The sequence below is a fragment of the Bacillus sp. ISL-18 genome (genome assembly GCF_018613415.1).
In the GTDB taxonomy this organism is placed as follows: domain Bacteria; phylum Bacillota; class Bacilli; order Bacillales; family Cytobacillaceae; genus Neobacillus.
In genome coordinates this window covers 235,820-262,624 of the sequence record NZ_JAGGQG010000012.1, presented here as the reverse complement: position 1 = coordinate 262,624, position 26,805 = coordinate 235,820, and the positions used below count along the sequence as shown (strand labels likewise).

Annotated in this window: 26 protein-coding genes; 7 read left to right on the top strand and 19 right to left on the bottom strand. The window is 39.5% G+C overall.

Annotated elements, in window-relative coordinates; genetic code table 11:
- Nucleotides 1-194 precede the first annotated feature (194 nt).
- Complete coding sequence (locus J7E81_RS19930) at nt 195-488, top strand: NifU family protein (RefSeq protein WP_215045194.1); 294 nt, start codon at nt 195-197, stop codon at nt 486-488.
- 44 nt (nt 489-532) lie between these two features.
- Here J7E81_RS19930 and J7E81_RS19925 read toward each other — a convergent pair whose 3' ends face one another.
- A complete protein-coding gene (locus J7E81_RS19925) occupies nt 533-1,525 on the bottom strand; it encodes a 2-hydroxyacid dehydrogenase (RefSeq protein ID WP_215045193.1) in 993 nt (330 codons plus the stop codon).
- Nucleotides 1,526-1,601: 76 nt separating this feature from the next.
- Nucleotides 1,602-2,618, bottom strand: coding sequence for a spore coat putative kinase YutH (yutH, locus tag J7E81_RS19920; RefSeq protein ID WP_215045192.1), 1,017 nt, complete (start codon nt 2,616-2,618; stop codon nt 1,602-1,604).
- A gap of 239 nt (nt 2,619-2,857) precedes the next feature.
- On the opposite strand from yutH, the gene J7E81_RS19915 reads away from it, so the two are divergent.
- Nucleotides 2,858-3,370, top strand: coding sequence for a phosphatidylglycerophosphatase A family protein (locus J7E81_RS19915; RefSeq protein ID WP_215045191.1), 513 nt, complete (start codon nt 2,858-2,860; stop codon nt 3,368-3,370).
- Between the two features lie 33 nt (nt 3,371-3,403).
- On the opposite strand, the gene J7E81_RS19910 is transcribed toward J7E81_RS19915, so the two are convergent.
- Complete coding sequence (locus J7E81_RS19910; RefSeq protein ID WP_215045190.1) at nt 3,404-4,168, bottom strand: TIGR01457 family HAD-type hydrolase; 765 nt, start codon at nt 4,166-4,168, stop codon at nt 3,404-3,406.
- Between the two features lie 64 nt (nt 4,169-4,232).
- Entirely contained in the window at nt 4,233-4,670 is a 438-nt protein-coding gene (locus tag J7E81_RS19905; RefSeq protein ID WP_215045189.1) for a DUF86 domain-containing protein, read from the bottom strand.
- Between the two features lie 182 nt (nt 4,671-4,852).
- On the opposite strand from J7E81_RS19905, the gene J7E81_RS19900 reads away from it, so the two are divergent.
- Both J7E81_RS19900 and J7E81_RS19895 read left to right on the top strand, forming a co-directional pair.
- Nucleotides 4,853-5,119: a DUF3055 domain-containing protein gene (locus tag J7E81_RS19900; protein ID WP_215045188.1), complete on the top strand. Its 267-nt coding sequence runs from the start codon at nt 4,853-4,855 to the stop codon at nt 5,117-5,119.
- A 57-nt stretch (nt 5,120-5,176) separates the two neighbouring features.
- Nucleotides 5,177-5,461, top strand: coding sequence for a cytosolic protein (locus J7E81_RS19895; RefSeq protein ID WP_215045187.1), 285 nt, complete (start codon nt 5,177-5,179; stop codon nt 5,459-5,461).
- A 112-nt stretch (nt 5,462-5,573) separates the two neighbouring features.
- On the opposite strand, the gene J7E81_RS19890 is transcribed toward J7E81_RS19895, so the two are convergent.
- The gene (locus J7E81_RS19890; RefSeq protein ID WP_215045186.1) at nt 5,574-5,849 is read right to left on the bottom strand and encodes a YutD family protein; all 276 of its coding nucleotides are present in this window, start codon (nt 5,847-5,849) and stop codon (nt 5,574-5,576) included.
- A 118-nt stretch (nt 5,850-5,967) separates the two neighbouring features.
- Between J7E81_RS19890 and J7E81_RS19885 the strand changes: the two genes are divergently transcribed.
- Nucleotides 5,968-6,696, top strand: coding sequence for a YhcN/YlaJ family sporulation lipoprotein (locus J7E81_RS19885; protein ID WP_215045185.1), 729 nt, complete (start codon nt 5,968-5,970; stop codon nt 6,694-6,696).
- A gap of 110 nt (nt 6,697-6,806) precedes the next feature.
- On the opposite strand, the gene lipA is transcribed toward J7E81_RS19885, so the two are convergent.
- Nucleotides 6,807-7,742, bottom strand: coding sequence for a lipoyl synthase (lipA, locus tag J7E81_RS19880; protein ID WP_285292034.1), 936 nt, complete (start codon nt 7,740-7,742; stop codon nt 6,807-6,809).
- A gap of 186 nt (nt 7,743-7,928) precedes the next feature.
- Here lipA and J7E81_RS19875 point away from each other — a divergent pair, with 186 nt between their 5' ends.
- Nucleotides 7,929-8,900, top strand: coding sequence for a M23 family metallopeptidase (locus J7E81_RS19875; protein WP_251028763.1), 972 nt, complete (start codon nt 7,929-7,931; stop codon nt 8,898-8,900).
- 179 nt (nt 8,901-9,079) lie between these two features.
- On the opposite strand, the gene yunB is transcribed toward J7E81_RS19875, so the two are convergent.
- The 8 genes from yunB to J7E81_RS19835 all read right to left on the bottom strand — a co-directional run bounded on the left by yunB (nt 9,080) and on the right by J7E81_RS19835 (nt 20,176).
- Nucleotides 9,080-9,898: a sporulation protein YunB gene (gene yunB, locus J7E81_RS19870; protein ID WP_215045183.1), complete on the bottom strand. Its 819-nt coding sequence runs from the start codon at nt 9,896-9,898 to the stop codon at nt 9,080-9,082.
- Nucleotides 9,899-10,018: 120 nt separating this feature from the next.
- The gene (locus tag J7E81_RS19865; RefSeq protein WP_215045182.1) at nt 10,019-10,321 is read right to left on the bottom strand and encodes a YunC family protein; all 303 of its coding nucleotides are present in this window, start codon (nt 10,319-10,321) and stop codon (nt 10,019-10,021) included.
- 67 nt (nt 10,322-10,388) lie between these two features.
- Nucleotides 10,389-11,741 carry a bifunctional metallophosphatase/5'-nucleotidase gene (locus J7E81_RS19860; protein WP_215045181.1) on the bottom strand — a complete coding sequence of 451 codons (1,353 nt, stop codon included), beginning with the start codon at nt 11,739-11,741 and terminating at the stop codon, nt 10,389-10,391.
- Nucleotides 11,742-11,747: 6 nt separating this feature from the next.
- Nucleotides 11,748-12,569: a sulfite exporter TauE/SafE family protein gene (locus tag J7E81_RS19855; RefSeq protein ID WP_215045180.1), complete on the bottom strand. Its 822-nt coding sequence runs from the start codon at nt 12,567-12,569 to the stop codon at nt 11,748-11,750.
- Nucleotides 12,570-12,593: 24 nt separating this feature from the next.
- On the bottom strand, nt 12,594-13,448 hold the full coding sequence (locus J7E81_RS19850) for a DUF72 domain-containing protein (RefSeq protein ID WP_215045179.1): 855 nt from the start codon (nt 13,446-13,448) through the stop codon (nt 12,594-12,596).
- Nucleotides 13,449-14,693: 1,245 nt separating this feature from the next.
- Nucleotides 14,694-17,582: a DEAD/DEAH box helicase gene (locus J7E81_RS19845; RefSeq protein ID WP_215045178.1), complete on the bottom strand. Its 2,889-nt coding sequence runs from the start codon at nt 17,580-17,582 to the stop codon at nt 14,694-14,696.
- The gene (locus J7E81_RS19840) at nt 17,582-19,687 is read right to left on the bottom strand and encodes a site-specific DNA-methyltransferase (protein WP_215045177.1); all 2,106 of its coding nucleotides are present in this window, start codon (nt 19,685-19,687) and stop codon (nt 17,582-17,584) included. Before J7E81_RS19840 ends, J7E81_RS19845 begins: the two co-directional genes overlap by 1 nt.
- Before the next feature lie 261 nt (nt 19,688-19,948).
- On the bottom strand, nt 19,949-20,176 hold the full coding sequence (locus J7E81_RS19835) for a hypothetical protein (RefSeq protein ID WP_215045176.1): 228 nt from the start codon (nt 20,174-20,176) through the stop codon (nt 19,949-19,951).
- A gap of 227 nt (nt 20,177-20,403) precedes the next feature.
- On the opposite strand from J7E81_RS19835, the gene J7E81_RS19830 reads away from it, so the two are divergent.
- Nucleotides 20,404-20,829, top strand: a complete 426-nt coding sequence (locus J7E81_RS19830) for a pentapeptide repeat-containing protein (protein WP_215045175.1) — start codon at nt 20,404-20,406, stop codon at nt 20,827-20,829.
- Between the two features lie 470 nt (nt 20,830-21,299).
- Here J7E81_RS19830 and J7E81_RS19825 read toward each other — a convergent pair whose 3' ends face one another.
- From J7E81_RS19825 to J7E81_RS19805, 5 genes are all read right to left on the bottom strand, one after another.
- A complete protein-coding gene (locus tag J7E81_RS19825) occupies nt 21,300-22,478 on the bottom strand; it encodes a hypothetical protein (protein ID WP_215045174.1) in 1,179 nt (392 codons plus the stop codon).
- Nucleotides 22,479-22,837: 359 nt separating this feature from the next.
- Nucleotides 22,838-23,188, bottom strand: a complete 351-nt coding sequence (locus J7E81_RS19820; RefSeq protein WP_215045173.1) for a P27 family phage terminase small subunit — start codon at nt 23,186-23,188, stop codon at nt 22,838-22,840.
- 119 nt (nt 23,189-23,307) lie between these two features.
- A complete protein-coding gene (locus J7E81_RS19815; RefSeq protein ID WP_215045172.1) occupies nt 23,308-23,712 on the bottom strand; it encodes a hypothetical protein in 405 nt (134 codons plus the stop codon).
- 304 nt (nt 23,713-24,016) lie between these two features.
- Complete coding sequence (locus J7E81_RS19810; protein ID WP_215045171.1) at nt 24,017-24,190, bottom strand: hypothetical protein; 174 nt, start codon at nt 24,188-24,190, stop codon at nt 24,017-24,019.
- A gap of 644 nt (nt 24,191-24,834) precedes the next feature.
- Nucleotides 24,835-26,652 carry a DNA primase family protein gene (locus J7E81_RS19805; protein WP_215045170.1) on the bottom strand — a complete coding sequence of 606 codons (1,818 nt, stop codon included), beginning with the start codon at nt 26,650-26,652 and terminating at the stop codon, nt 24,835-24,837.
- Nucleotides 26,653-26,805: the final 153 nt, after the last annotated feature.

Here is a 26,805-nt window from a genome sequence, read left to right as displayed (position 1 = left end):
TCCTGCGGGAGTACGGGTCAGGGGAGACCCCACAGGCGCAAGTGCGCCGAGGAGGCTCCCCGGCACGCCCGCGGAAAGCGAAGCCGTCTGGAGCGGAAATTAACATTCACGATTAACACGCCTTTATTTTAAACTAAAGCGAAGAAAAATCTAAAAATATTGTCTTTAAATGTGTATTTTCCTAATTTCTGAGAATGGATTTTTACCACTATTCACATTATAATATAATTAGGAAAGGAGTCGATCACATGGCAACAGAAACTGAAATCTTTGAACAAGTACAAGAAGTACTAGATAAATTACGCCCATTTCTTCTTCGTGACGGTGGAGATTGTGAATTAGTAGATGTAGAGGAAGGGATCGTAAAGCTTCGCCTTTTAGGTGCTTGCGGCAGCTGTCCTAGTTCTACCATTACATTAAAAGCCGGCATCGAAAGAGCTCTGCTTGAAGAAGTTCCTGGCATTGTTGAAGTCGAGCAAGTTTTTTAATATACGTCAAAAAAGCGATTGCCACCAGCAATCGCTTTTCTTATTTATGATCGATTAACTAAGGGTCGCCAGTCCTTGTTTACTAAGGTTTTAGGCTCTTTTCCGTCTAATATGGAGCAAATATTTTCAATACATAACTTAATCATTGCTGTTCTTGTCTCTGTGCTTGAACTGCCGATATGCGGAAGAGCAACGACATTAGGAAGCTGTAATAATGGATGGTCAGCCGTAATCGGTTCCTTTTGGAACACATCTAGTCCTGCTCCAGCAATCTCTCCTGCTTTAAGGGCTTCATATAATGCCTGTTCATCCACTACGGCACCTCTTGAAGCATTTATAAAAATAGCAGACGGCTTCATTTTTTGGAAAACTTCCCGGGTAAATAGATTTTTTGTCTCAGGAGTAAGCGGTGTCAGGCAGACAATGAAATCTGACTTTTCAACCAGTTCATCAAAAGCTGTATAAGTAACACCCAATTGCTTCTCTGCCTCCGGTTTTCTCGTCCGGTTATAATAAAGAATATTCATATCAAAGCCAGTTCCACGTTTGGCAACCGTTTCCCCAATCTTTCCCATTCCCACAATCCCAAGCGTCTTATGGTGCAAGTCATGACCTGCTAAAAGAAACGGACTCCAGCTCTGCCACTTTCCCGCTTTGACGTATTCTGCAGCTTCGACAATTCTACGGGCTGCAGCCATCAATAGCGCAAAGGTTAAATCTGCGGTCGTATCTGTAAGCACATCGGGTGTGTTGCAAATCGCAATCCCTTTTTCACTGGCCGTTTTTAAATCGATATTATCAAAGCCAACCGCAAGATTTGCTACAACCTTTAAATTTCCCCCTGCCGTCAGCACACTTTTATCAATAGAATCAGCTAGAACGGTAAAGAGAGCATCTGCTTTTTTTGCTTCTTCCCTTAAGACATCTTTTGGGACTGGAATATCATCATGTGTCCACATATTAACGGTATACTTTTCTTGCAGCGGTTTCACTAATGCATCTGGAAGCTTTCTCGTAATATAAATGTAGGGCTTCAAATCGTGTCACATCCTTGGGCTATAGTAATATCATCTATTGTACCATCCATTTTATCATATGGGCCCTATTAACAACTCAATTTGGATAAAGCCAATCTAGCGGTGGAAGGTGTAATTGTTTGATGGGCGCACCGGATATAGGGTAGAATTCCGCTAAAAACCGTTCGTAATCACTCGATTGCCGTAAAATCTTACTTAACCTTTCTTCGAGTACTTTCTTTTCTTGTTCTGAACGGGTGATATAGTAACTTTCAATACATTCAAAATAGTGGAGCGGAAAGACTAAGCGAGCGTATAATAAACGCCAAGAAAAGGACGATAAAGGGGCAATGCTCTGATATTCTTCATAAAAGTTCCGCAATTCGACCTGATAGGTTTGGATGTTGCGAAAGTATCGTTCTCTGGTCCATTCAGCCAAGTCGCGGCTTCGATGGTCAAAGACCCAATCAAATGGATTTTTAATCACGTACTCGTTATGTGGTCCCCAGCTTCTGCTTGTAAACCGCTCATGACAAACTGTCCCACTATCGGTTTCGTGCGGTTCATCATCAATCTCGGTATCAACCAGGTATTGAATGGCATTTTCCGTTAGTCCGAGATAATAAGGAAAGGAATCTATAAACATTCGTTCAAAGTCATCTTCAGGAGTTTGAAACAACAGGCCATTCCAGACCTTTTCCATTTGCTCCAAGCGCTTCTCCCATAACGATTTCCATTGGCCAATTCGACTGGACCTTTCAATTTGGAACGGGACTCTCCTTCCTCGTTCATGGAATTTAGCCAGCTTCCGTCCTAACTTTATTTTTCGCTGTTCTTCCATTTGCCGATTCGCTAGAACGCAATATTGATTTTTTTCCCATGTGGTAATTAAACTGCCTTCTTTAGACGGTAAAAATATCGGCACATTTTGGTCCCCATAATTTCTTAAATGCTCGGCAATTTTTTCTAGTTCTGATATATCCTCTTCGGCCTTTCCGCCTGGACGAGAGATCAAATAAAGCCAGCCATTTCCCCTTAAGGCCTCATAAGCATCTAGCTTTACATATTCTTCTACGGTAATTCCATATTGATTCTCCAGCATTTTTTGAAGCATTCCTACACCCCGCCTCATTAACCTTCATTACCCTATGTATATGTATAGTCACTAAAAACTTGTTGTTTTTTAATCGGGCTTATCGGGTAATAATAGCAGGATATGATTATATTTTAGTTTGTCCATTTGAAGGAAAACTGCATAATTTATGGATAAAAAAAATATATATAGTGAAAATAGAAAGTGCTGGAACTACATTCAATTGTTCTCCAATTTCACAAGGAAAAGGTGATTAGGAAATGGCAGATGACAAAAAAGTGGATCTAACTGAGGAAACGGCACGCAAATGGTTGAAAGAGCGAGGCGTCGAAATTAAAGATATTGCTGATTTGGTCTTCTTTTTGCAGGAGAAATATCACAAAAATTTAAAAATGGAAGATTGTTTTTCGAACGTAGAACGTGTCCTTTCCAAACGGGAGGTACAAAACGCGATTCTTACTGGAATACAGCTAGACATACTGGCTGAAAAAGGAATGCTGGAAGAACCGCTTCAATCCATCATCGGCACGGATGAAAGTCTTTATGGGGTCGATGAAATCCTGGCATTTTCGATCGTAAATGTCTATGGTTCGATCGGTTTTACGAATTATGGTTACATTGATAAGCTTAAGCCTGGAATATTGGCTCACTTAAATGATAAATCAACTGGTGAATGTCATACCTTTTTAGATGATATTGTCGGTGCGATTGCCGCAGCAGCTTCAAGCCGGCTGGCCCACCGTGCCGCACATAAGGAAGAAGAGGAAGAATAGATGCACAAAAAGGGATGGATCTTTCCATCCCTTTTAAAATTCCCATTGGTCTAATGTATCGATGGAATAGGTCGGCTTCCGGTTATATCCAGTCAGCATTTCTCTTGTGGTGACACCTGTATGAACAAGCAAGGTATCCATGCCGGCATTCATTCCCGCTAAAATATCGGTATCATAATAATCCCCTACCATCAGCGTTTCTTCTTTAGAAGTACCTAACACCTTTAAGGCCTGCTCCATGATAATCGCTTCCGGCTTCCCGATAAACGTCGGCTTTGTTTGGGTGGAAACGGCGATGACCGAGGTGAACGAACCGTTCCCTGGTAGCAGCCCTCTCTCAGTTGGAATCGCAATATCCCCGTTTGTTGAGATAAATTTAGCGCCATTGCGGACTGCCAGGCAGGCAACGGCCAGCTTTTCATAGCTGATCTCACGGTCAATCCCGATGACAACAAAGTCCGCCTCTTCCCCGGCAACTTTAAATCCCTTCTCCTCAATGGCTGATTGAAGACCCTCTTCTCCAATCACATAAACACTAGCATCCTTTTTTTGTTCAGCGATATAATTAGCGGTCGCTTGACTTGTCGTAAAGACAAGCTGCTCGTCTGCCGGGATATCAAAGCTGTTTAATTTATCAGCAACTTGAGCTGGCGTCCTCGAAGAATTATTGGTGACAAATAAATAAGGAATATGGTGATCCCTCAGCTTTTTTACAAAATCAGACGCTGCTTCAATCCGCTCTGTTCCTTTATACATTGTCCCATCTAGATCAATTAAATAGCCTTTATATTTTTTCATCTAAAATCGCTCCTATGTATATCGAATGTTAAAAGTGAAATAGACCGTATGAACGGTCCATTTGTTAGTTTTTAAATGCAGAAACAGGTCCTAATTCATTGACTAAATAATCGCGGACATTCGTTGAAAAAATTTCCAACTCATGGAGATACTGTAAAAATTGCTTCTGAAGTTCCTGATGAGGAATCTCTAGATAGTCCTGAACAAGGTTTTTCCGATAATGAATGAGGAGCTTTAAATTTTCCCCTGTTGTTCCGCTAATCACCTTTTCATCGATTAAAATATCAATAATATCCTCATAACTGCCGGGGTCACGCATGATAAAGCCATCGATCATGCTATTCCCTACATCGAGAATAGACTCAATCATCATTTGGCATAGACGCTCCAAGGCTGCTTTTTCAAGAGGCGTTGACCATTCCTCAGTACCTCGGAATAGATGGATTTGTACTTCTAAGTATTGGAGCATGCTTTCAATTTTTTCTCTATCAACAAAATACACCTAGTCCACTTCCTTCCGCCGTTCTTATTCTATGTAATCATATCATTTCTTATTGTATCACAAACCAAGCGATTCGGATTTTTTAGGGTGACAGAAATCATGAAACTTGTCCTCCCAACATGAACGCAAATTTGATACTATAGAGGAGATGGTAAATAGTTAACCCAAAAGGAGACGAACGAATGCAGGAACGTTTTTATTTATACGATGATACAGAAAATACAAAGACTCGATTTGTCAGTTTTGTTGGCGAAAACCAACGCTTTGATTTGGCTATTACGCAAACAAATCGCCACTATGGAAAATCGTTGGTTTTAGATATCCAAGGTAATCGTTTTGCTATTATTGGTCCTGATGACTTAGAGGAAGAAGGGTATTTAGAGTTTGCGTTTCAATTAAACGAAGAGGATGCAGAAGAATTGCGCAGCTTTTTGGCAGAAATCGTCTAATGAATGACACATGTTTTTCACTCCCCGGTCTCATAATAAAGCAAAAGGAGTGAAACCATGACAAACAAAGGCTCTGAAGAATATACAGAATTATCAAATGTTGAAAAACAACAAAATTATCTTACGGCGCAAGAGTTTCCTGAAGGTCCCTATGGTTCACCAATTCGAAAAAATCAACCCGTTCAGAATAAAAGTACTCCATGGGAAGACGGACAACGTTATTACAGCAATTTTAATTATGAAAATAAATCATTGCATCAGAATATCCCAAGGCAGATGGAGGGAGCCCATCCGCCCCACGATGATCCGAATACGGATGAACAGCCGCCGTATGACAATTAAAGCTTGAATCCAGGGTCTAACGCGAAGTACAGGAGTCGTTTGAGGCTCGAGAAGATTCTGAATGCATGATTTGATTGCAAAAAAAATGAGAAGGTCAGATTTCTGATCCTTCTCATTTTTTTACTTTTTTCAATACAAAAAAGGCACAGCCAAAGTTGCAGTATTCGTAAAGATACTCACTCAGGGTACTAATTTTGGTATCAAATGTAGCCTTTTGGTTTTGGTCATCGAAAAAACCTTTAAGACGAAGCTGGCCATATCCCCAATCGCCCACAATATAGTCATATCTCGCTAATATATCACTGTACCTTGCTTTAAAGGCTTCTTCATTATATCCATCTCGATATTCCTGAAGAATTTCATATGTGGTATTGTTGATCACAATCATCTAGTTCACCTCATTTTTAACCGACAAATTCCTACTTCCCATTATACCCGATTCACCATCAATTGCTAAGAAAATAAATGCTGGCTTTGGTCATCCTAAGGATAGGAGGTGTAAAAATTTGAAAAAGTTACTCGTAATCGCTGGCTTATGTACCGTAACCGCATTAAGTGGCTGCTCAAAAGATAATGGAAAGAATGACGTATATGAAGAAAGCGGAAACACCATTAACGTCAATAATAAACGGCATGAACTTTATAATGAAGGTGCGGGCCGCAGTATTCGCAATGCCAGTACAAACTATGGCTTTGTCCGTCACCAAAAAAGCCCATTAATGAACGACAATACAGCAAATGACCATTATACAGCTCTCGACCGCGAACAGTTAGCTAATATAATCAGTAAATACAGTGCAAACATTCGTCATGTAAATGACGTGGCCACACTTGTTACAGACCAGGAAGTATTGATCGCTTATCGAACAGATACTAAAAACCGCAATCTGACTGCGGACCAAGTTAAAAAAACAGCCTTTTCAGTGGTACCCCGTTATTATCATGTCTACGTGACCGATAATGCGACATTAATGCGTGATGTACAAAATCTTGCAAGCCTTGATTCCACCAGCCGGCATGCCCGTAGTACCGTTAATAGTGTCATCAAGCAAATGTTAAAGTCTCCTCAAGGAGCGCGTTTGAATGCAAGTGAGGACGAAAATGGCCGGACACCGGATGATTTTGATATCAACAATACGCCAAATGCAAATAATAAAAACTACAATAACACTAAATCCCTTGATAAAAATACAAATGGCGGCGGCAAAAACACAAACATGAATAACAGTAAATAATAAAAAAGAGTTCAAGCCGATCATTTGGCTGAACTCTTTTTTAAGGAAGAAATAACGATGAAAGTTGTCCAGCTCCAGCGCCCAGCAGCTAAACGGGCGCCTCCGCTTTTCTATGCTTCTTTTACTTCTTCTTTTTCACCTAGCAATTGTTTATGCTTTGCGGCTGCATTTACTTGTTCATCTGCATGGTAAGAGGAACGAACGAGCGGACCTGCTTCACAATGGCTAAAGCCTTTACTGAAGGCAATTTCCTGCAATTCCTTAAATTCATCAGGAGTATAGTATTTTTCAACCTTTAAATGGCTTTTTGTCGGCTGCAGATATTGCCCAATCGTCATGATATCAACATCATTGGCTCTTAAATCATCCATAACCTCTAAAATTTCTTCTTTTGTTTCACCCAGACCAATCATTAAGCTTGATTTCGTAGGAATATTGGGCTGCATCTCTTTTGCACGGCGAAGGAATTCAAGCGATCGTTCATATTTCGCACGGGCCCGTACTCTTGGCGTTAAACGTTTTACCGTCTCAATATTGTGGTTAAGAATATCTGGCTTCGCATCCATTAAGACTTTAAGGTTTTCTTCCTTTCCCCCCATGTCGGAAGGAAGCACCTCAATACTTGTAAATGGATTTTTACGTCGAATCGCTCGTACCGTTTCCGCAAACACTGCTGCCCCGCCATCCTTTAAATCATCACGAGCAACGGCCGTAACCACGACATGCTTAAGATTCATTAATTGTACGGAATCAGCCACTCTTTCCGGCTCCTGCAAATCAAGCTCTGTCGGCAGACCCGTTTTTACGGCACAGAATCGGCAGGCACGTGTACAGGTATCTCCTAGAATCATAAAGGTAGCTGTGCGTCTTACGGCCCAGCATTCATGAATATTTGGACATCTAGCTTCTTCACATACTGTATGTAAGTTTTTTTCCCGCATCATTTTTTTTAAGCCTGTGTAAGACTCATTCGTGTTTAATTTTATTTTTAGCCATTCAGGCTTACGTAAAATTTCTTCTTTCTTGCTCATTTTTACACTCCTCAAAGTACATATATGGTTCAAGTTGAGTTCATAGTCACTTTATCATACTAGAGGATGAACAACAAGCATTCAAACCGATTACCAATTATTAACCATTATGAAATAAGGAAAAGTTCACACACTAAAGTTGTACATTAATTGGAAGGAGGATTCCTGTTGCGGGCTGTTCTAATGATTGGAACCATCCTTATGCTTTTTATTTCTACCTTGTCTGTCAGGGATGCTCATGCACAAGAAACCGATCCCTATCAGGAAAGAATGAAGCTTTATAAAAAAGTGGAAACCGTTACGCAAATTCCCTGGTATTATTTAGCAGCCATTGATCAATACGAGCGCAGCGTCCGCTTAGCTCGCAGAGATTTACCAAAAGCTGAAGGCGTAATCGGTATTTATTTTCGTCCTGAAGTGTGGGCAGGTTTGACAAACCCTAATCCGAACGAGGAGAATCCGGCAGTCATTCAGTTCTTTAATGGAATGGGCGTGGATGGAGACGGAGATGGCAAAGCAAGTTTAAAGAGTGATGAGGATGTTTTATATGCATTTGCAAATTATCTCCTTTCATACGGTGTTGATCCTGATAATATAAAAATTGGATTATGGAATTACTATCATCGCGACCGATCAGTAGGCATTATTGCGGGTAAGGCTAAAATTTACCAGCATTATGGACGTCTTGATTTAGATAAACGTGTGTTTCCTGTTCCTTTGTACAGCAATCATAGTTATCGCAGTACTTGGGGCGATGCCCGCGGCTGGGGCGGGAGAAGAATCCATGAAGGAACCGATATTTTTGCCGGTTATGGCGTTCCCGTCCGAGCAACAGCCTATGGGATTGTTGAGATGAAGGGCTGGAATAAGTTCGGCGGCTGGAGAATCGGCATCCGTGATATTAATAACACTTATCATTATTTCGCCCATCTTAGTGGTTTTGCCAAAAACTTAACAGTAGGGCAAGTAGTAGAACCAGGCATGGTGATAGGCGGTGTAGGCAGCACTGGATACGGTCCTCCGGGTACGTCAGGAAAGTTCCCGCCGCATTTACATTACGGAATGTATAAAGACAATGGGATTACAGAATGGTCATTCGATCCCTATCCACACTTAGCCCAGTGGAAACGGCTGGAACGTATCGAGCTTCGTAAAGCAAAGCAATCTCGTTGACAAGAAAGCTATAAAGAACAAAAGCGCAAGCGCCTTGAACAGCCCCGACAAGCATAAGACGCTCTGGGAAGGAAGGCGCTCTTTGCCTTCATTCCCAGAGCGTCTGTAGACCATCGAGGGGCTAGGCGCTGGAGCTAGACGTCGAAAAAAGGGACTGTCCGAAAAGGATCAGTCCTTACTTAGTTTCCTGTATTTTTTTGCGTTTTGTTTGTAGCTTTCTTTTTTGACTCCGTCTGACTATCGCTCTTGCTCTGCGGTATCTGAATCGAAGGTGTTAAATTGCCGCCGCTATTATAGAATTGTGGTACTTCTCCTTCAACAAGTGTTCCGCCTACCGGAATGCTTTGTTTTAATTTCGTTACTTCCGTAGCAAAAGGAGTAATAATTTGCACGGAAACCTCAATAACAACCGAAACCTCCAGCCACGTATTGTTGATTCCCATTTCTTTTGTGGCAATATGCACATCCGGTTCCACTTCACCGATTGCGTGAAATCGCACGGGAATTTTCGGACCGATGTTTCCTAATAAGGTGATATTCGTCGCCTGCCCTAATGGAATGTACCAGACTATCCCGTCCTCTTTTTCGGTGTTCTGTGTTTCAATTTCTACATCATTTTCCAATAAAGCGATATCACCCTTTTTAGCCGTTTTTAAGTTCTTTTGAATCTGTGCTGTCGTTTCTGCCAGAACGCGATTGATTAAATCGGTATTTAATTGGGCGTTTTGTCCTTTTCCATTACTGCCTGGTACTATTTTTATCACATCATTGTTATCACCTACATTGGTGGTGCGTTTGGTTATGGCTCTGTTGATAACAAGCGAAGCGATATTCCGAGTTTCGGATGTAGCAATTCTCATTAATGTCGGCTCGATCCCTTTATTAACAAGCCATAAACCAGAGGCAGTAGAGAATAAGAATAGGATAAAGGATAATAACAGGACATAGCGAAATGGCAGCGGCCCCCGTTTTCGAAGCCGTCTTGTCAACTTAGCCAAGAAAATCACCCCTTCTTGTTAAATGTATGCACAAGAAAGGGGAACTAGCCCATAAAAAAGGACACAGAAGGAAGCGGTTGCTTTTAAAGCAAAAAAATGCCTGCTAATAATAGCAAGCATTTAAATCATTTTAAGCAAAGCTTCTTTACCGATCATTCCCTTTTGAATTCCAAGTTCCTCGGCTTCCCATGTCACCGATTCCAAAGGGGCATTTAGAAGCTGCTCAATAGTCCGTACGCCAACAGCGCGGCCCGCAATGATTTTTCGATCTTTTAGCTTATCATTTAATAAACCTATATCTAATGCACCACACATGATATAGCCCTTATCATTCGTAACGGCTAACAAGGTGGTTTTAGGGAGTAACACCGTAACAGCCAAGAAGGTATGTCCATTGATTTCAATTGGTGAAAGCTCAACCAAAGGTTCCTCACCCCTTTCCTTACTATCACTGTATGATTAGAAGGATTAAAGGGTGACAGGCTATGGTCTATTGTTGCTTTTCTAACTCCCATTTTAGTAAATCCCGCAAAAATTCCGGAAGAAGATAGTCTTTATGTTTGTGCGGTATAACTTCTTTGAAAAAATGACCAAAGGTAAACATATCTGGCAGCGCTAAGGTATAGGTTTTATCATAGTCCAAAGAGGCATGATTGATGAAGATTCGACCATTTTCAAATCGGATTCCTTCATAAACGAATATCCCCACGACGGTCCCTCTGAAACCTAAGCCTTTTATTTCTCGGCGTGCGAGTTCTTCTCCATTCGTCTCCATTAAAATCGTTTCTAGTTCCCTCCCGGTCAGTTCTACGACACAGGGGTTAATCGGATGAGGACAAATAGTAAGGAGATCAAATGTCGTCACGACCCCGGATAATGAACCTAAGAGAAGTCCTGCGTTGATCATGGCACAATCTGTTTGACACCAATCTCTTAAGGCTTTGCACAATAACCTCGAAAAGTTTGTTTCATGAAAAGGGTCATGAAGCAATGGTTCCTGGAGAGTGGTAACTTGTTGATCCAGGAGCTCTTTTCCTTTTTCAAAAAAGGCTGTGACTTGCTCCTGTTCATTTAGTGGTGCAGGAAGTTCCTTATATTCATAAAGGATCGCTTTTTTGTTTTGAATTGCCTTTTCCTCATCGATGTCTAGTGTCATGTGACCGACAAAGTGGCCAAATTTTCCGGCGGCACCAATCAGTGTTTGCCCCACCACTTTACCTTGCTCAAGAAAATGATGGGTATGAGCTCCTAAAATAACATCGATCTCTGGAAAATGGGCCGCTATACTTTCGTCCTCTTTTAAACCAAGGTGGGAGAGTAAGATGATGATATCAGCTTCTTTTTTTAAAGGCTCCAGCCACTTTTTAAGTTCTACAAGCGGCTCTGTGATTTCCCAGCCTAATAGTGTGTATAGATGGTGAAAATAAGCGGTGAGACCAATCACGCCAATTCGAGTTCCTGCTTTAGTGGTATAGACTTTATAGGGTTTGAGCCAATTAGGATAGCTTCCATTGGCATTAAACAGGTTGGCATTCAATACATCAAAGTCTGCCATATCATATAGGTGCTCCAGATCCTCATGCGGGAGATTAACACCCTCATTATTGCCCATGGTAACCGCTGTATAGCCAAGTTTATTTAACAGCTCAATGCTCCCTCTTCCTTTTGTTGCTTCTGAATAGGGATGCCAGCGGTCAATAAAATCACCAATATCAAATAAAAAAAACTCATCTTCCTTGGAGCGATAAAACTCCTTTTTTTCCATTAAGAAGTTTTGAATTCTAGGCCAATGCTCGAAGTGGCTGTGAAAATCATTTGTATGAAAAATATGTATGGTTTCCATTTTTACCTACCCTATTATTCCTTGATAAATTAAACGCACTCCTACAATGATGAGGGTGGCTCTAATAATGAATACAATTGTTTTACTCTTAAACCTGGTATTTAAAAACACACCCACCTTAGCACCAATCCAGGCCCCCGGTATCAAGGCCAATGCATATAGCCAATTCACGTTTCCTAATGTGATATGGGTAATCGAACTTAGGATGGAGGTCGGTAAAATCATAAACATCGATGTCGCTGTGGCTACATGCGGCGGGAAGAAAAACAGCAAAATCATCGTTGGAACCATGAGTGACCCTCCGCCGATTCCAAAAATCCCTGAAAGGAATCCGACGATAAAAGCAATCACGACTCCAAGAATTGGGTTGTAGCCATATTCAAACGAGCGCCCGCTATTATCAGTAAATGTTCGGACAATTCCTTTATCTTTACGGAACGGGAGCGGCTTTAATTTGTCTTTCACTACCAGGACGAACGAGACAAACAGAATAAACGTACCGAAATAGATGTTAAAGGAGTGTAAGTCCATTTTTTCTGTTACCCATGCGCCCAAGATGCTTCCTGGTCCGCTGCCGATCAGAAAAATGAGTCCACTTTTATAATCGACTGTTTTATGTTTCATATAGGCCAATGTGGACGAGAGGCCTGTAAAGATCATCGTAAACAACGAGGTGCCTACTACCACTTGTGGTGTCAAGTGTTGGAAGGAGGGAAGGGTTGCCAAGTAAAGCAAGGCAGGAACCACAATAATTCCTCCCCCCATACCAATTAGGGAGCCGAGTGAGCTAGCCGCTATTCCAATTACAATTAAAAGAATCCACTCCATTTTTGCGTTCTCCTTCTATTATGATTATAGTTCATTAAATAAATCCAGCTGTTTCGGTGCAAGCCCTTCGTATGTGAGCTGGAGGAGTTTCATCATTTCTTTGGCATTGTCGGCAGCATCACCGCCTGAGTTATTGTTAAACAAAAGATATACATCTTTACATTCCGTTGCTAGGGTTTCGATATGAGTCTTCCATTCCTGTAGTTCTTGTTGGTTATAGCGATAGAGATAACGGACCTCCCGCCAATTATCGGCATTCCGTTTTTGCCAGCCATATACGTTGCGGCCATGAAATCTTATTAGTACTTGGTCTTTTGTAGTAGGCTCGAGAACCGTTGGAATCGATCCTTCCCCTGATTGCGGCTCGTCACAGATACTATGAATCCATATTTCTGCTTTCATAAATTCAAGGGTTCTTTGAAGGTAATCGCCAGCAAACCAAGATTGGTGCCGGAACTCCAGGGCACAGGGGATATCCCCCATTTCTTGTTTACACCATCTTAGATAGTCGACGTTTTCTCTTTTACAAGTAAACCAGGGCGGAAATTGAAACAGAACCATGGCTAATTTATTTTTTTGGAGGTACGGTTCTAAGGAATCTTTAAAGGCTTGGAACATGCTAGGTATGTTATCAAACGGGATGTCTCCTCGTTGGTGGCCGGTCATCCCTTGATAGGCTTTGACGATAAATTGAAAATTATCAGGGGTTTCATGGACCCACTTTTCGGCATTTCGTTTAGGCTGAATTGCATAAAAGGCGGAGTCTACTTCAACAATGGGGAAGTGCCCGGCATATTCTTTTAATTTATCTCTAGAGGAGATCTTATCCGGATAGAGGCTGTCATGGTCGCCCCAGCCGGTTACACCAATGTAGATCATTGTCTGTCACCCCCATTTAATAATAGCATAACCATTTTTTCTCCCGCCAAAATAAGCGTAGGTTTTTTGCGATTTATTCAGACTTCGGTTTCTTTGTTAGGATTTTATCGTTTGACGTTATTTCCGTCCGTTTTTGTGTTTTTTCTGTGAGATTGCTGTGTAATACCGCAGGATCCTCGTTTTTTTCTGTAGACTTTGGACTTTTTTCCGTCCGTTTTCTAAATAATTCCGTGAACATAGCAACGAACCCTTGTGTATCACGCACACATCCTTTGCCGAACATTTAATAAAAAAATACCCGTCTGCCAGCAATGGCAAACGGGTATCTTTAAAAGATTAACCGATTGAGCCTTCCATCTCGAACTTGATTAAAAGTACTTAAAATAGCATCAAACCACATCCAAAAAAGCCCCTACAACTATTGATATAAAGCCTTTTGGGAATTATTTCAAACTGTTGTTATAAACTAATCTTTGCACGAACTTTGCACGAACTTTGCACAGCATGGCATAGCTTGGAGCTGTATAAAATAAGGATTTTGAACATAAATTTTTAGCACATGCAATATTAAATATAAATGGTCAAGAAGCCAAACTAAGCAGTGCTTGTTTGATGAAAATAAACACTTGACCAAACATCGATTCAATATGTTGCTTCAGCTTCAGTTGTGCAAATTGCAGCCTTTTGGCTGCTTTTTTCGTTACTTATATTATAAAGAACCGTCTTTCGACTGTATTATTGAAGAAATGCACGACCCTATTTGAAGTACACTTTTTCACAAAGTTAGCCAAATATATGTCGTTTGAATGCGTAGTATCCTTGTACTGCGCAATAAATATATCTATTGTTTTTCTAATTGCTTATTCAACAATAGCGCTCGATAATGGAGTAGGCTATTTTATGTGGAAACCAGTAATAGTAACTAAATATCAGAACACTGATTATCATTATGATTCTAAAGTGTTTTCCTCTTGGTTCTTTAGCAAAATCACTCCCACAAAAAAAGAAATACAGTGATCCAAGAACAAAGATTAAATAACCTAATATTTTTAGAAAAAGTCTATAGAACCTCCTGATTTTTTTTTCAAATTTATTCGGAAACCTTAATCCAATGTCACATAAGTAATGCCCGAAGAGAGGCTGACTGACCGCGCATCCATTATCGACGTGATGTAAAACAGAAAATAAACCTTAAAAATTAGGGAGAACATCCAACAACATGCTCTCCCTGTTTTTCGTAAAAATTTATTCTGCTGTTACTTTGTACACCTTGCTGAGAGGACCAGTGAAGAGTTCCTTCGCAGATGTCCCCGCAAATGTCTCAATAGCTTTCTGTACAGTTGGAAGCATTAGGTCAAGGTAACGAATTTCGCCGCCCTTCTTATCAGCAACTACCTGGACGGAACCAAACATATCAGGATGGTCCCTCAGATATGTGACGTATCCCTGCAGCTTTGCAACGCTGTCGCCAAGCCAATCGCCGTGCGGGTCAACAACCGCAGGAACAATACTACCGTGGTTCAACTTCTGGAAGAAGATGAAATCAGGATACATGTTCTCCCATACGCCGTTCAGCATGTACGGAATCGACAGCGCAGCGTTCAAGTTTCTTGACTGGTTTCTGTACCATGCAACATTTAGCGAGCGAGAAAGCTCCGTTTGAACGACCTTCTTCTCCAAATCATTCAGATTCAGATATGCCCAGCCATCCTCATCACTGATAATGTGCTTCGGATAAGCATCATAATCCTTGTTCTGACGAGTAATGCTAGCCTGAATGTTCAGATTACGTTCGATATAAGGCTTCGTGTTACCTTCAATGCGGTCCCACTTCTCCTTATTCTCTTCAGACACTGCATAACGCTGCGGACCATAATTGCTCAGCAGCTCATTTGTCTTGTTCTCAGCCCAAACTTCAAGTCCCTGAATAATCTCAATACAGGCACCAACTGCTGAAATACGGCTGATCGCCTCAACATCACTGTCGAATTCTTCGTTTTGACGTCTATTGATGTAATACTTCACTAAATCAGAAGCGCCAGCAAACACATTGACTGCACGACGATAGTACGATACAAGCCTGTCAGCATCATTCTGAACCAGTTCTTCGCGGTCTTCGAATTCTTCTCCCGTCAACGGGTCAATACGCTTGACAATCACTATCGTATTGCTAATATCCGTGTATGCGCGCTTATAAGCAGCAGGATGACGCTTAATCTCGCCCTCGACGTTGTTATAGAAATCCTCATCTATCTGGCTTGATGTATCATAATCACTATCAATATCAGATGTAATCACGTCAACGCAATCCCACAGGTCGAGGAAATTATTCGGCTTATCATGTCGTACCCTACGTGTAATAATTCCCTCAAAACATACCTTAATATCTTCACTGTTAACCTTTGGAATTCGTTCCAGGGCAGCTGTCAGCTCTTCCTCAGTCTCAGTGTCATCTTCAATATCTGCAACATAGAATTCTTCGTCCTCTGTATTCACAGCGAATTCTGTTTCAGCGACAGTTTCCTGTGCCGACTCCTGTGTCGTAGGAGCTTCAGGTATGTTCACTGAAGGATTATCTGCAGGCTCTGTATTCACAGCGAATTCTGTTTCAGCGACAGTTTCCTGTGCCGACTCCTGTGTCGTAGGAGCTTCAGGTATGTTCACTGAAGGATTATCTGCAGGCTCTGTCTGCGTAGGTGTCGCAGTACCAGTTGATGACTGCTGATGCTTCTTCTCCAGTTTCTGTTCAATTTTTTTCTTTGTATTACCGAAGAAACTTACATCAGCTGGATTCTTCAAAATTGTTGTAGTCGCAACAGCAACGTTGTCTTCTTTCAGCTTCTGAACTACGCCTTCGACTGTCACTGCGTCATACTCTGGAAGGTAGCAGGCAACAGTATTCAATTCCTCGACTAGATCAATTCTTCTTGCAAGTGGTGTACGAATCATTCGACCAATCAGCTGAGCAATATATGTCGGGTCTGTACGCTTACGACGAGAATAAATAACCTCAGCACGCGGACAGTCCCAACCTGTTGATACAGCATCCTTAGCAAACAGGACTCGAATCTCTGTCCGCTCTGCTACATCTTCAGGACTCACATAAGGAATTTTACCTGCAGGTGTAACAATATCTTCATGTTCACCAAATACGTTAGCAAAGCAATCAGAAATGTCCAACCACGGCAAAATCTTGTGTATATGTGCACACAATGATGTCAGAGTATCTTTTGTAACCTTGTCTTCTACCTGTACAACCATCAACGGCGTCACGACTGGGCGTATACCTTTATCCGTGCAATAATCCTTCCAAGCATTTGAAGACTCTGCCAATTTAACGCATGCATGCGTTAAATCCTGATGTTTCGTATCCGCAGTTTTCTTAGGTGTGCGAAGTTCAATCGTATCCTTAATCAGCCCAGAGGTACGAACGGACGATACAGGCACATCAACAGACGCCTTTATATCACGATTCTTACGCCCTTGCATAGCAGTATTAAATCGCTCAGGGGTAGCCGAGATACCGACAACGCAAGGCATTGGCGGATTTATTCCGTCCTGACCATCAATTAATTTGGCATAAATCGTTTTATTCGTGGATTCCTTTGTAGCATCCTTGCCAAGTCCTCGATGAGCCTCGTCGATGAAAAGATACAAATGAATATCTGGATCGCTAATCGTATCTGTCAGAACATCATAAAATGTTCTTCCTCCTTCAGAAGCGTTAGTCAGTTTACCCTTTACAGACAAAAGTTGTCTGTTCAGGAAATAAATACGGCCTGGCATCAACTTGATATGGCTATTCGCAAAATCTGGCCCAATTGCTTCCATCACAGTAGCTCCCGTCAGCAAATCAGAAGCTGCTTTAAATCGCTTCATCGTCTGTTCGTTCAAGCTCGGGCTATCAGACAACCACAAAATCACTGCGCGGTCATCTCCAGCATAAGTATTATTGCTATAAAACAAACCTTCTGCTACCGCTGAAGCGATAACTGTCTTACCAGCACCTGTCGGTGCCGTAAGCGATACTGCTGAGACAGAGCCATCTGAAGCATAGCTTTGCTGCATAGAATCCATTTTCTTTAGAAGGTCATTGACTGCAGACTTTTGAAAATCAAATAATTCGTATTTCATCAATCAAGTCCTCCTTCGCCACAAATTTCAAACGTCCTCAAATAAGTCTCATACAGTCTATGGACGTCGACACCTGGAAGACGTTTGCACATATTCGAATATCTTCTCTGGTCGTCAGTCACAACGAATACTGTCTTGATAGACGGAGTATTCTTAACCTTATCGCAGAACTTACTTGCCTGATTGTAATCAAACAGGACGCCATAGTAATCAGTCGTCAAATAGCTCTTTCCGATGCGTTTGATAATCGGTCCTCTGCAGCCTGCCTGCATCCAAAGAATCGGCGCAATCGCGTCAAAAGCTCGGTCAAGACGAATCGGCCATGCTGACTCGTATGTAAGCTCACAGAAAATAGCATTTGCATTAAATCCATCTGCTTTAGGCAATTCGTATCCCAAATCAATGTCTTTTGCTGGCACACCATAATCTCCATCCAGCAGATTTCCTTCCACATCACACCCTTCAATCGAACATTTCGTACGAGGCCATGTGACGTAATGCGCAATGCCATGCTCTTCCCATATATTATCGCCATGGCGAAGTCCTTGTTCAATAAACTCTTTTTCTTCTTCCGCGGATACTTCATTATTAGTCACACAAATACAACGCCTATGACCGCCATCGAGGGCATTCAAAATATTCACTGCATGAAGCGTTGTCCCTGAACCCGCGAAAAAATCAAGAATTAACGCATCAGGTTTTTGTGCAACAAAATACTTTAATGTATCAACCACGGCATAAAGAGATTTTGGAAAACTAAATTTCCCGTCTCCGATAATTGATTTCAACAATGACGTCCCATACGCACCAGCGTCATAAACTTTGTTTTGCCATACTGTAGTAGCACGAGTAATTTTTCCGCCAGTTTCTACGATGATCTTACTTCCATCTTCACGCTCTCCTCGAATTTCCCAACGGCCTTCCTTAAATTTCTTAGCATATTTTGTACTTACATACTTAAAAATATATGGTTGTAAAGGATAGCCCTTTGACACCTGAACAAATCCCTTATCAACCAAATCCTGAAGAGTTTCCTTTGTGACTCCCCAGTTCATTTCCACGCCATCTTCTCTAATAGGAAATACTGCCGTTGCACCTTCAATTACAGGAGCATCCTCAATTTTTTGTTCAGGCGTAAGATAATCGCCAATAGCTACAATGCGCATAGATGTATCATCAACATAAATCGGATAAAATTGAGCGGTTCCACCCTTAACAGTGCCTCGTCTTGACGCATAATCCGTTCTTCTTAAATAAAACCATCTGATTTCTTTTTCATTACCATCACCCATAGGATGAGTTACATGTGCTTTACCAAACAATAGAACATAAATATATTCGTCAGCACGAGAAAATAAATTATCGCGTTTAGCACCAGAAGGATTAATTGTAACGCTCACCATTTGCATCTGTGCTTCAGGAAATGTTTGCTCCAAAAGTAGGCCGAGACGTGCATATTCTTTCTCATCAATCGTTACAATGAGAACGCTGTCTTCAGGATTCAGTAGCTGTTTAGCAAGTTTCAAACGACGTTCCATAAATGCAAGCCACTTTGAATGCCTATATTGGTCGGAGCTGTCAACATAATTATTATTATATTTCCAGTCTTTTGCGCCTGTGTTATACGGAGGGTCGATGTAAATACAATCGACCTTACCAGGATAAGCATACGACAAAGCCTCAAGTGCATGATAATTCTCTGAATTGATGATCATATGATATGGGTCATCAGGATTTCCACGCTCTACACGGTCAATTTCCTTGAGTCCTGGATAAATGACGTCACGATAGCTCACAAGAACTACCACGTCTTCGACAGCAACAGATTTTGTCTCACCATCGTGCTCTAGTCTCGCTGAACCATCTTTAATCTCCTTTACTACCCACGGAATTGAATTCTCATCTGTTTCCTTCGCACCTCGCTCAGGAAGAATATTGACAGTATCCCCTACGGCAGGCATCTTTTTATAAAGACGGAGAGCCTCAGGGAGATTATGCTCAAACACAAGCCCATAAGAATGATTCTTAACGTACTTCTGAATCTGTCGTGCAAGCTCAGGATTCAGTTTTGCAACTTCAGAAATGGTCTCATTGATATTCGCCATTTATACGACCTCTTTTTCATTATGTTCTTCAATCCACCCGTGAATAATGGCAGCAATAGTCGTACCTTTCTCAGCAGCCATCATTTTCAAGGCTTTCTTATCAGACACTGTCAGCGAAAGCGATAGTGTCGTTCTCGGTTCATTTACAGCAGCAATAGACTGAACAACTGTCTGCTCAATCTGTTTCTGCTCCGCTTCTCGCTTCGCTATGCAAATTACCTCCTACATTTTATGTAATTATACATTTAATTAAATATACATTTATTCGTTAGGCACGTCCAGCGCTTTGCGCACTGTATTCACCATCTCAAGCGTTGCTTCCGCAGCTTTTCCCTTTGTGGCAAATTCAACGACAGACTTGCCCTCGACACCAGCCTGAACAAATGCTTCCGACTGACACAGCTTTACGATTATTTGGTCTCCAGCAAGCTCACCGAACCACTCGAGAAAATCTTTCGACGCCTTGAATCGGTTCCATCCCTTCATCAAGTAAATAATCTTCGCATGACCATGGTTGAACACCGCTTTGCACATACCAGTTTAAGTATTATGTAAGCGTCGAATAGCTCCCACCTTCATCTAGATGGGAGCTCTATTTGATACTTACTTTCTTTTCATTATTCCTTTTTCTTGTTTCACTATCTGCCCTATACCTCGAAAAAAATTATTTTCCCATGATTTGAGCAGTCACTTTATTCAAGATAATGGCCCGATTATTGAACACCTTTATATGCAGTGATTTGAAACATGCAAATTTCGAGGATGCCAACCTTCGCCGAGCAAAACTCCTTTTCTCTACTCTGAAGGATGCAAATTTTAAAGGAGCCGACCTTAGCCAAGTCAAATTCCTTGTCTCGGACCTAAAAGATGCGGATTTTAAAGAAAGTATCCTTGACCGAACCGATTTTCGTTATGCAAGTCTTTCTGGCGTATCTTTTGATGCACTGAAATTAAATGGTACTATTTTTAATAACGCAGCATTGAAAGAAACATCATTTAGGAACGCAACACTCATAAATGTTTCATTTAAAAAGCAAGCCAAGCATGTGATTTTCGATGGTGCATCAATGGATAAATTGACTTATGCTATTCTCCAAAAATATGGTGCAAAACTTGATAATGTAACTGTTATCTGCATATAAAAGGCGACCAATTCTTTTAAAGATTGGTTGCCTTTATCATTACATATATATAAGGGTTAAACTTGGCTTTTTTGTATACAAAACATACTGCAAAAGAAGTGGATTTTATCATACATTTTTATATACATTTCAGACTGCAATTTACCGTTTTTGCGATAGGTAATGGAACCCGTTAAAAAGATGATCCTTCTTTTTTCACCATCGAGACAGCTTAATATCATTTTTTAATATTAGATACATACTGCTGTTACTCAAAAGCACCCTTTAGTGGGTGAAGTAAAAAGTTGTTTTTTATATAAATTAAATTACAAAAAGCACTTGAAATTAGAACGACAGTTTTTAAGCGTGGACTTTTAACTTTTGCAGCCGTTTAAGCAGAACCCCTTTTGTTTAATTAAAGCGCCCTATAGTTAATTAAGAAAAGGGATTATTCGCAAGTAAGCTAATTTTATAATTTTCAATTGACTCACTTATTCACTGTATTCTTCAAAGAAAAAACCCTTTGAAGATTTTCTTTTTCCTAAAATAACAGCAGAAACATGACCTGCTCCTGTTATTTCTCCAGCTTCTTTTATTGATTCAAAAATAATTTTTTCACCTGTTTCCAAATTTGTTGCTAAAACTTTCTTTCTTTTATCGTGATTAAATTTCTTTTTGTCTTTGACGGGCGTTTCAACCGCCTTTTCAATACTCCATTTAAATTGATAGATTCTTGTACTTAAGGCACTCATTGGCACTCCGTATTTTCTAGATATATCAGCTAAAATTAACTGCTCACCTTTATAGTAAAAATAAGTATTACTTCTTTTGTTTTTAGCCTGTACAAACATGTCCGCCCATCTACAATTTAAAGGATTATAGCCTTTATTATTTTCAATTCTATCTATCGTCAAGTGGTCTTCATATCCGTTTTCCATAGACCATCTATAAAACGGTTCAAACGTAAGCCACTCTGTGCAAATTCTTATACCTCTGCCACCGTAGTCATGCCATTGGGTATGGTTTTTATTCGTACATCTTTGAATCATACCTTGCCAAATTTTATATAGTCTCTTCCCTGCTTGACCATGTGTTTTTTTAGGTGGATTTTCTTTTTTATAACATCCACACGACTTAGCTCTTTTACCTTTTAAATTTCCAGTAGTCTGAAGTGTAAATTGTCCACAATCACAAACACATAACCATTGTAATTGCTTTTTTCCATTAGGCATTATTGCAGGTTCACCAATTGCAATTACAACTAATCTTTCAAATCTTTCTCCAATAAGATTTTCATGTTTTCCATTTTTACACCCGCAAGATACAGTTTCACCACTCATTAGATTTGAATGAAAAATGCTTTTTATTTCTCCGCAATCACACTTACAAATCCATTTTGTGTTTAACTTGCTGGCAGTTCTAAAAGGCACATCTCTATCCATTACAACCAATCTTCCAAATCTTTTTCCTTTTAAATCAACTCTTTTTCCACAACCACATGAAATTGTTTCTGCATATTTTTTCAAAGTGGTATATGAAATACTCTTGATATCTCCACAATCACATTTGCAAAACCATCTTGATCCTCTACTTTTGCCATTTTCGGGATCTCTTTCGAGTACAATCACTTTACCAAATCTTTTTCCTACAATATCAGCCAATTTTGCCATTTGATCATTTCCTTGATAGTAATGTATAGATCAATTATAAAACAAAATTTACTATCATATTTGAACCTCTTTCATTTTCCTCAATATACCATTTTCATTGAACTAACCTGACCGTTAATTCAATAAAAAGAGCAGCCACATTTTATAGTAGCTGCCAAAAGATTGGAGGATTAGTTACAACTAAAAATTACAAAAAGCACTTGAAAATAAAACGCCAGGTTTTAGTCTGGGCTTTTAATCTTTGCAGCCGCTTTTGCAGGATGCCTTTCTTTTTTCAAAGCCCTTTAACCGTGATTCCCGATTGTCCTGATATTCGGCTGAACGATGGACTTAATAAGACACCACTTTGTACACCTCCTTCAACTAAGTTTAATTAGTGCCTCTTCCAATTTGCTTAATTTCTTTTGTTCATTCTTCATGTTATCAGTGATCTTTTTTAACCCAACAGGAGTTAACCCCAAGCAGTTTGAATAAGTCAAAATGTCTTTTCGTAGGGTTTCTAAGACACCAATGAGAGGACTTTTTTTCATGCTGTCATTGTTCCTTGTTGTGGGTTCAATCACTTTAAATTTCGACTTTTTCAGTTCTCTTAAGAGGTCATTATATTGCTCGATTAAGCCCGAATAAATTTGAATGGTTTGGTCAAATTCTGGTCTGTAGATTCCCAGCCGCTGCATATTTGCTTTGGTCTGGTTTTCAATCTTGAGCAAAATGTCACCTCCAACTTTTTTTGAAAACTGCTACGTATTTAGAAAAGCCTCCCTTGTCGCCGGTCTTCCCATTAGGCATTATGATATTAAAAAATTGGGGGGGGATTATCTTTAACAAATCATTTGTTCAAATGCTCCAGCAAATGATTGTTTAGTACTTCTTGGAGCATTCTATCTTCTAACGTAGTCCCGTTCATACGTGCAGGTCTTCTTTTCACCTTTTCTCGCAGCTCTTCGTTCTTAAGCTCTTTATCAAAACGCTTAATTAACTTCTCCCGTAATTCTTTATCCAGTATTAGTTGTACTGGTATCTTCCTGTTATCATGCCTGAGTTGATTTATGCGTTCACGTTCTTCCATCTCTTCTTGGACTAACCTTTGATTAAGACTATAAATGATTCCACGAATATAATCAGCCGGATCGATTCCCTCTTTACTGGCTTCTTTTATCAAGGCTTTCCGTACACTCTTTTCAAACCAGACCGTGCCTTGATTATTATGTCGTCCTGTCTTTGACAGCGTCACTTCTTTTAGGCTATGCCTTTCATCGATTGCCTTCCGTATGGTTTCAGCATAAGGATCTGCTTTCCCGTATAAGTTCCAACGACTGACTAAGCCATTTAACGCTTGGACATCTTGATTACTTAGATAAAAATCCGATCAGGTTCTCTTCTGGAGGTCTCACAAACCCTTGAACTCTTTCTATCACATTTAAATTATTTATTTTCACGGTTCCACCTAGCCCTTTTCATTTCTTTAAAATTATATTTTGTTCTCAATGCTGTGATTTTCTTAGATGGAACGCCAACAATCTTGTAAACATATTCGCTCATGGATTTGCTTTATCTCCTTTGATATTCAATTGTTCTAAACCCACTTTAAGAAAAAAGTTATCCTGGTATTGTCGAGCTTTTGCCTTGTTTTCTGGTTTCTGCCGATATTGGCGATAATATGCTTTCCGTCCTTCATCAATCAGCGCTTGAATCTCGGCATCTTTTTTCAATATTTTCACCGCACTTCTTGTTGTTTTAATTTATTATATTTTGCATAATTTTTGTCATATTTATGCATACTATTTACTTTTATATACAATTAAAAAGACCCCTTGCAAAGATTTATAGATGTAATCGACGGTTTAAGGGTGTTGTTTTTCCACCCTTCACGTTTCCTTTCACCTATTCAACAAACAAATTCTCATTCTTACCAACAAAATTGTAGTTTTTGCATTGGATTGTAGTTTTGTTGTAGTTGGATTCAGCCCTACAGCCGCAAAGGGCTCTGGATTACAAAATACAAAAATACATTTTGTTAATTAATTTATATTTTTTTAATTCTTCATGTACCTTAAAAAAATATAAAATAGAATGGGTACCAAAATTAAGTAATATTAAATTTTTCAATTTAATATTTGTATAAAATATTATTTTTTTTAAAAAATGTATTTTTGTATTTTTCCACTCCAATCCCTTGATATTACTGGGCTAATGCCTACTACAAAAAAAATACATTAACTACAATTTTGTACTAAATTGTATTTTTTTCTTGCGAAATTTTGCATTTTTTTAATAAAAAATGAAGGTGTAGACTTTTTTGTAAAAAATAAAATGGATACCCTTTTGCTTTTTGGGAACCCATTTCGTAAAATAACTAGTTTTCTTTAAACACTCGTTCTGGTTTTCCTTTAACTGTTGTAGGTTTGACAACCAAATTATGAACTTCCATGATACTTTCTTTCAATTGTATGCAATTAATTGGAGGTCTTCCACCATAATTTTCTTTATGCCATGTCGCAAAATCATCGCCCTTATTATCGTTGTAGACTTGAGGGGAACGTTTATTAATAAAAAACTCTTTACCTTTTGCCCGAATCCAACTTAAGGCAGTATTATTTTCTTCATGGTAATTGTCCGTACAATCTTGAACCTTTTGGCATTTTGTAAATGCCCTTTTTTCATATAATCGGAAATATGCTTCCATGACAAGCCGTAACAAATATTCTAGAGCATCCTGCTTCGTTAATTTTTTTTGAAGATCGGGATCTTTGACAGTTGGTTTTTCAAAAGCAGGACACCATATTAACCTTCTTTTCCAAGCATTCCCTTTTTCACTTGATGTCAAAATATGATTTGTACTATATATGTGAGTTGCCGTTAGAACTTCTTCTATTGAGTTTTCATACATTTTTCTTATTTGTATCGGATCATTGGATGCTAAATTTTTAAGTGCCTTCGTTGTCCTAGCATTAATCGGTTTGTTTTCAAGATCATCCCCACAATTAGCTAGTTTATTTCTCAAACTAAATAAATACTTTTCATCTATAATATTCTCAAGTGAAAGAGAGGACACGTTTTCCCCTCCTAACAGCGCACGGATTATATTCAGCAGCACTCCTTTGCCGTTTTTTCCGTCTCCATGAAAAAACGTAATTCGCTGAAAATCCTCAAACCGTTTTACATTCGGATCTGTAATCAAACAAAGTGCAATGGTTTCTAGGATAAAATTCCGATAATCCTCATCATCTCCAGTGAAGAAATTTAGAAACCTGTCTACCACTGGAACCGATTCAGCGTAAGGATCATACCGAAGATTGATATAATGAGGTGTAAAACCTGTAAAATCAATAGGGTACCATTCACCATTATACAAACAACCATTTTGAAATTTGATTGCCCAACCGTCTTGAGGTTTTTCTATTGATGGGGAATGAATCTTGATTTGCTTTACGACCTCATTCAAATATCTTGAACTAACCCCAAAACCTTTTAATTCCCTAATGACATTTTGGGGAAGAAAATCACCCGTACGAAAGCATTTATGATGGTATGTGTAAAGCGAATCATTAAATTTTACAGTCTTTAATTTATGAATTAATTTTTCGGCAACCTCTTGTTCATTGTTTTTTTCAATTTTGAGGTTATCATCTAATTGTTCATTAATTTCATATTGTCGATCTTTTAATATTTCATCAATAAATTGCAAAATCTCTTCATGGTATTCCAAATGCTTGATTATACGTTTATAATCAAACAGCAAATTTTCTCTTCTTTTTAATAAATTAAAAATCCTTTTCGGATTTCCATGAAAAAGACTCGTATTTATTGCTGAATCGCTCAAACCTTCGAAAAAATTTTTTGCATCAATAAAGGAGGTTAAAAAATCGGGCAATTCTTGTTCCAGATCGTCCAGATTAAGATCGACCTCTTTAGCTGAACATAATTCCCAATTCACTTTGAAACCCAAAACACACAGACCTTCTGGTTCATGAACATAATTCTCAGGTTTCCTAAAATACATTCGAGCATAATCTTCATCCAAATCAAGTTTTTGAATATCAAAATAATCAGTCATGACATCCACAATCTTTTCTAAATCTATATCCAAATCGTCACTTGAAATTGTTGCTACTATAATTTCATCGGTCTCTTTTTTTGTCTTTGCTGCTTCGGTTGCTATTTTCGTTTTCATTAAAAAACCCCTTCATCATTGATATTTCTTCCCTCCAAGGAGATGAAATTACAACAATAAAAGAGTGACATTATTATGCTTAAACTTGTTCTATAGGTGGCATAATGATTAATGAACTTCTTTTTTGATTATAATTTCAACCTTGGCAAAAGG

Excerpts from the sequence above, each read along its gene's own strand:
- J7E81_RS19930 (WP_215045194.1), top strand. The coding sequence starts at position 195 with ATGGATTTTTACCACTATTCACATTATAATATAATTAGGAAAGGAGTC.
- yutH (WP_215045192.1), bottom strand. The coding sequence starts at position 2,618 with ATGCTTCAAAAAATGCTGGAGAATCAATATGGAATTACCGTAGAAGAA.
- J7E81_RS19915 (WP_215045191.1), top strand. The coding sequence starts at position 2,858 with ATGGCAGATGACAAAAAAGTGGATCTAACTGAGGAAACGGCACGCAAA.
- J7E81_RS19910 (WP_215045190.1), bottom strand. The coding sequence starts at position 4,168 with ATGAAAAAATATAAAGGCTATTTAATTGATCTAGATGGGACAATGTAT.
- J7E81_RS19900 (WP_215045188.1), top strand. The coding sequence starts at position 4,853 with ATGCAGGAACGTTTTTATTTATACGATGATACAGAAAATACAAAGACT.
- J7E81_RS19895 (WP_215045187.1), top strand. The coding sequence starts at position 5,177 with ATGACAAACAAAGGCTCTGAAGAATATACAGAATTATCAAATGTTGAA.
- J7E81_RS19890 (WP_215045186.1), bottom strand. The coding sequence starts at position 5,849 with ATGATTGTGATCAACAATACCACATATGAAATTCTTCAGGAATATCGA.
- J7E81_RS19875 (WP_251028763.1), top strand. The coding sequence starts at position 7,929 with ATGCTTTTTATTTCTACCTTGTCTGTCAGGGATGCTCATGCACAAGAA.
- J7E81_RS19860 (WP_215045181.1), bottom strand. The coding sequence starts at position 11,741 with ATGGAAACCATACATATTTTTCATACAAATGATTTTCACAGCCACTTC.
- J7E81_RS19855 (WP_215045180.1), bottom strand. The coding sequence starts at position 12,569 with ATGGAGTGGATTCTTTTAATTGTAATTGGAATAGCGGCTAGCTCACTC.
- J7E81_RS19850 (WP_215045179.1), bottom strand. The coding sequence starts at position 13,448 with ATGATCTACATTGGTGTAACCGGCTGGGGCGACCATGACAGCCTCTAT.
- J7E81_RS19845 (WP_215045178.1), bottom strand. The coding sequence starts at position 17,582 with ATGAAATACGAATTATTTGATTTTCAAAAGTCTGCAGTCAATGACCTT.
- J7E81_RS19840 (WP_215045177.1), bottom strand. The coding sequence starts at position 19,687 with ATGGCGAATATCAATGAGACCATTTCTGAAGTTGCAAAACTGAATCCT.
- J7E81_RS19825 (WP_215045174.1), bottom strand. The coding sequence starts at position 22,478 with ATGGCAAAATTGGCTGATATTGTAGGAAAAAGATTTGGTAAAGTGATT.
- J7E81_RS19805 (WP_215045170.1), bottom strand. The coding sequence starts at position 26,652 with ATGAAAACGAAAATAGCAACCGAAGCAGCAAAGACAAAAAAAGAGACC.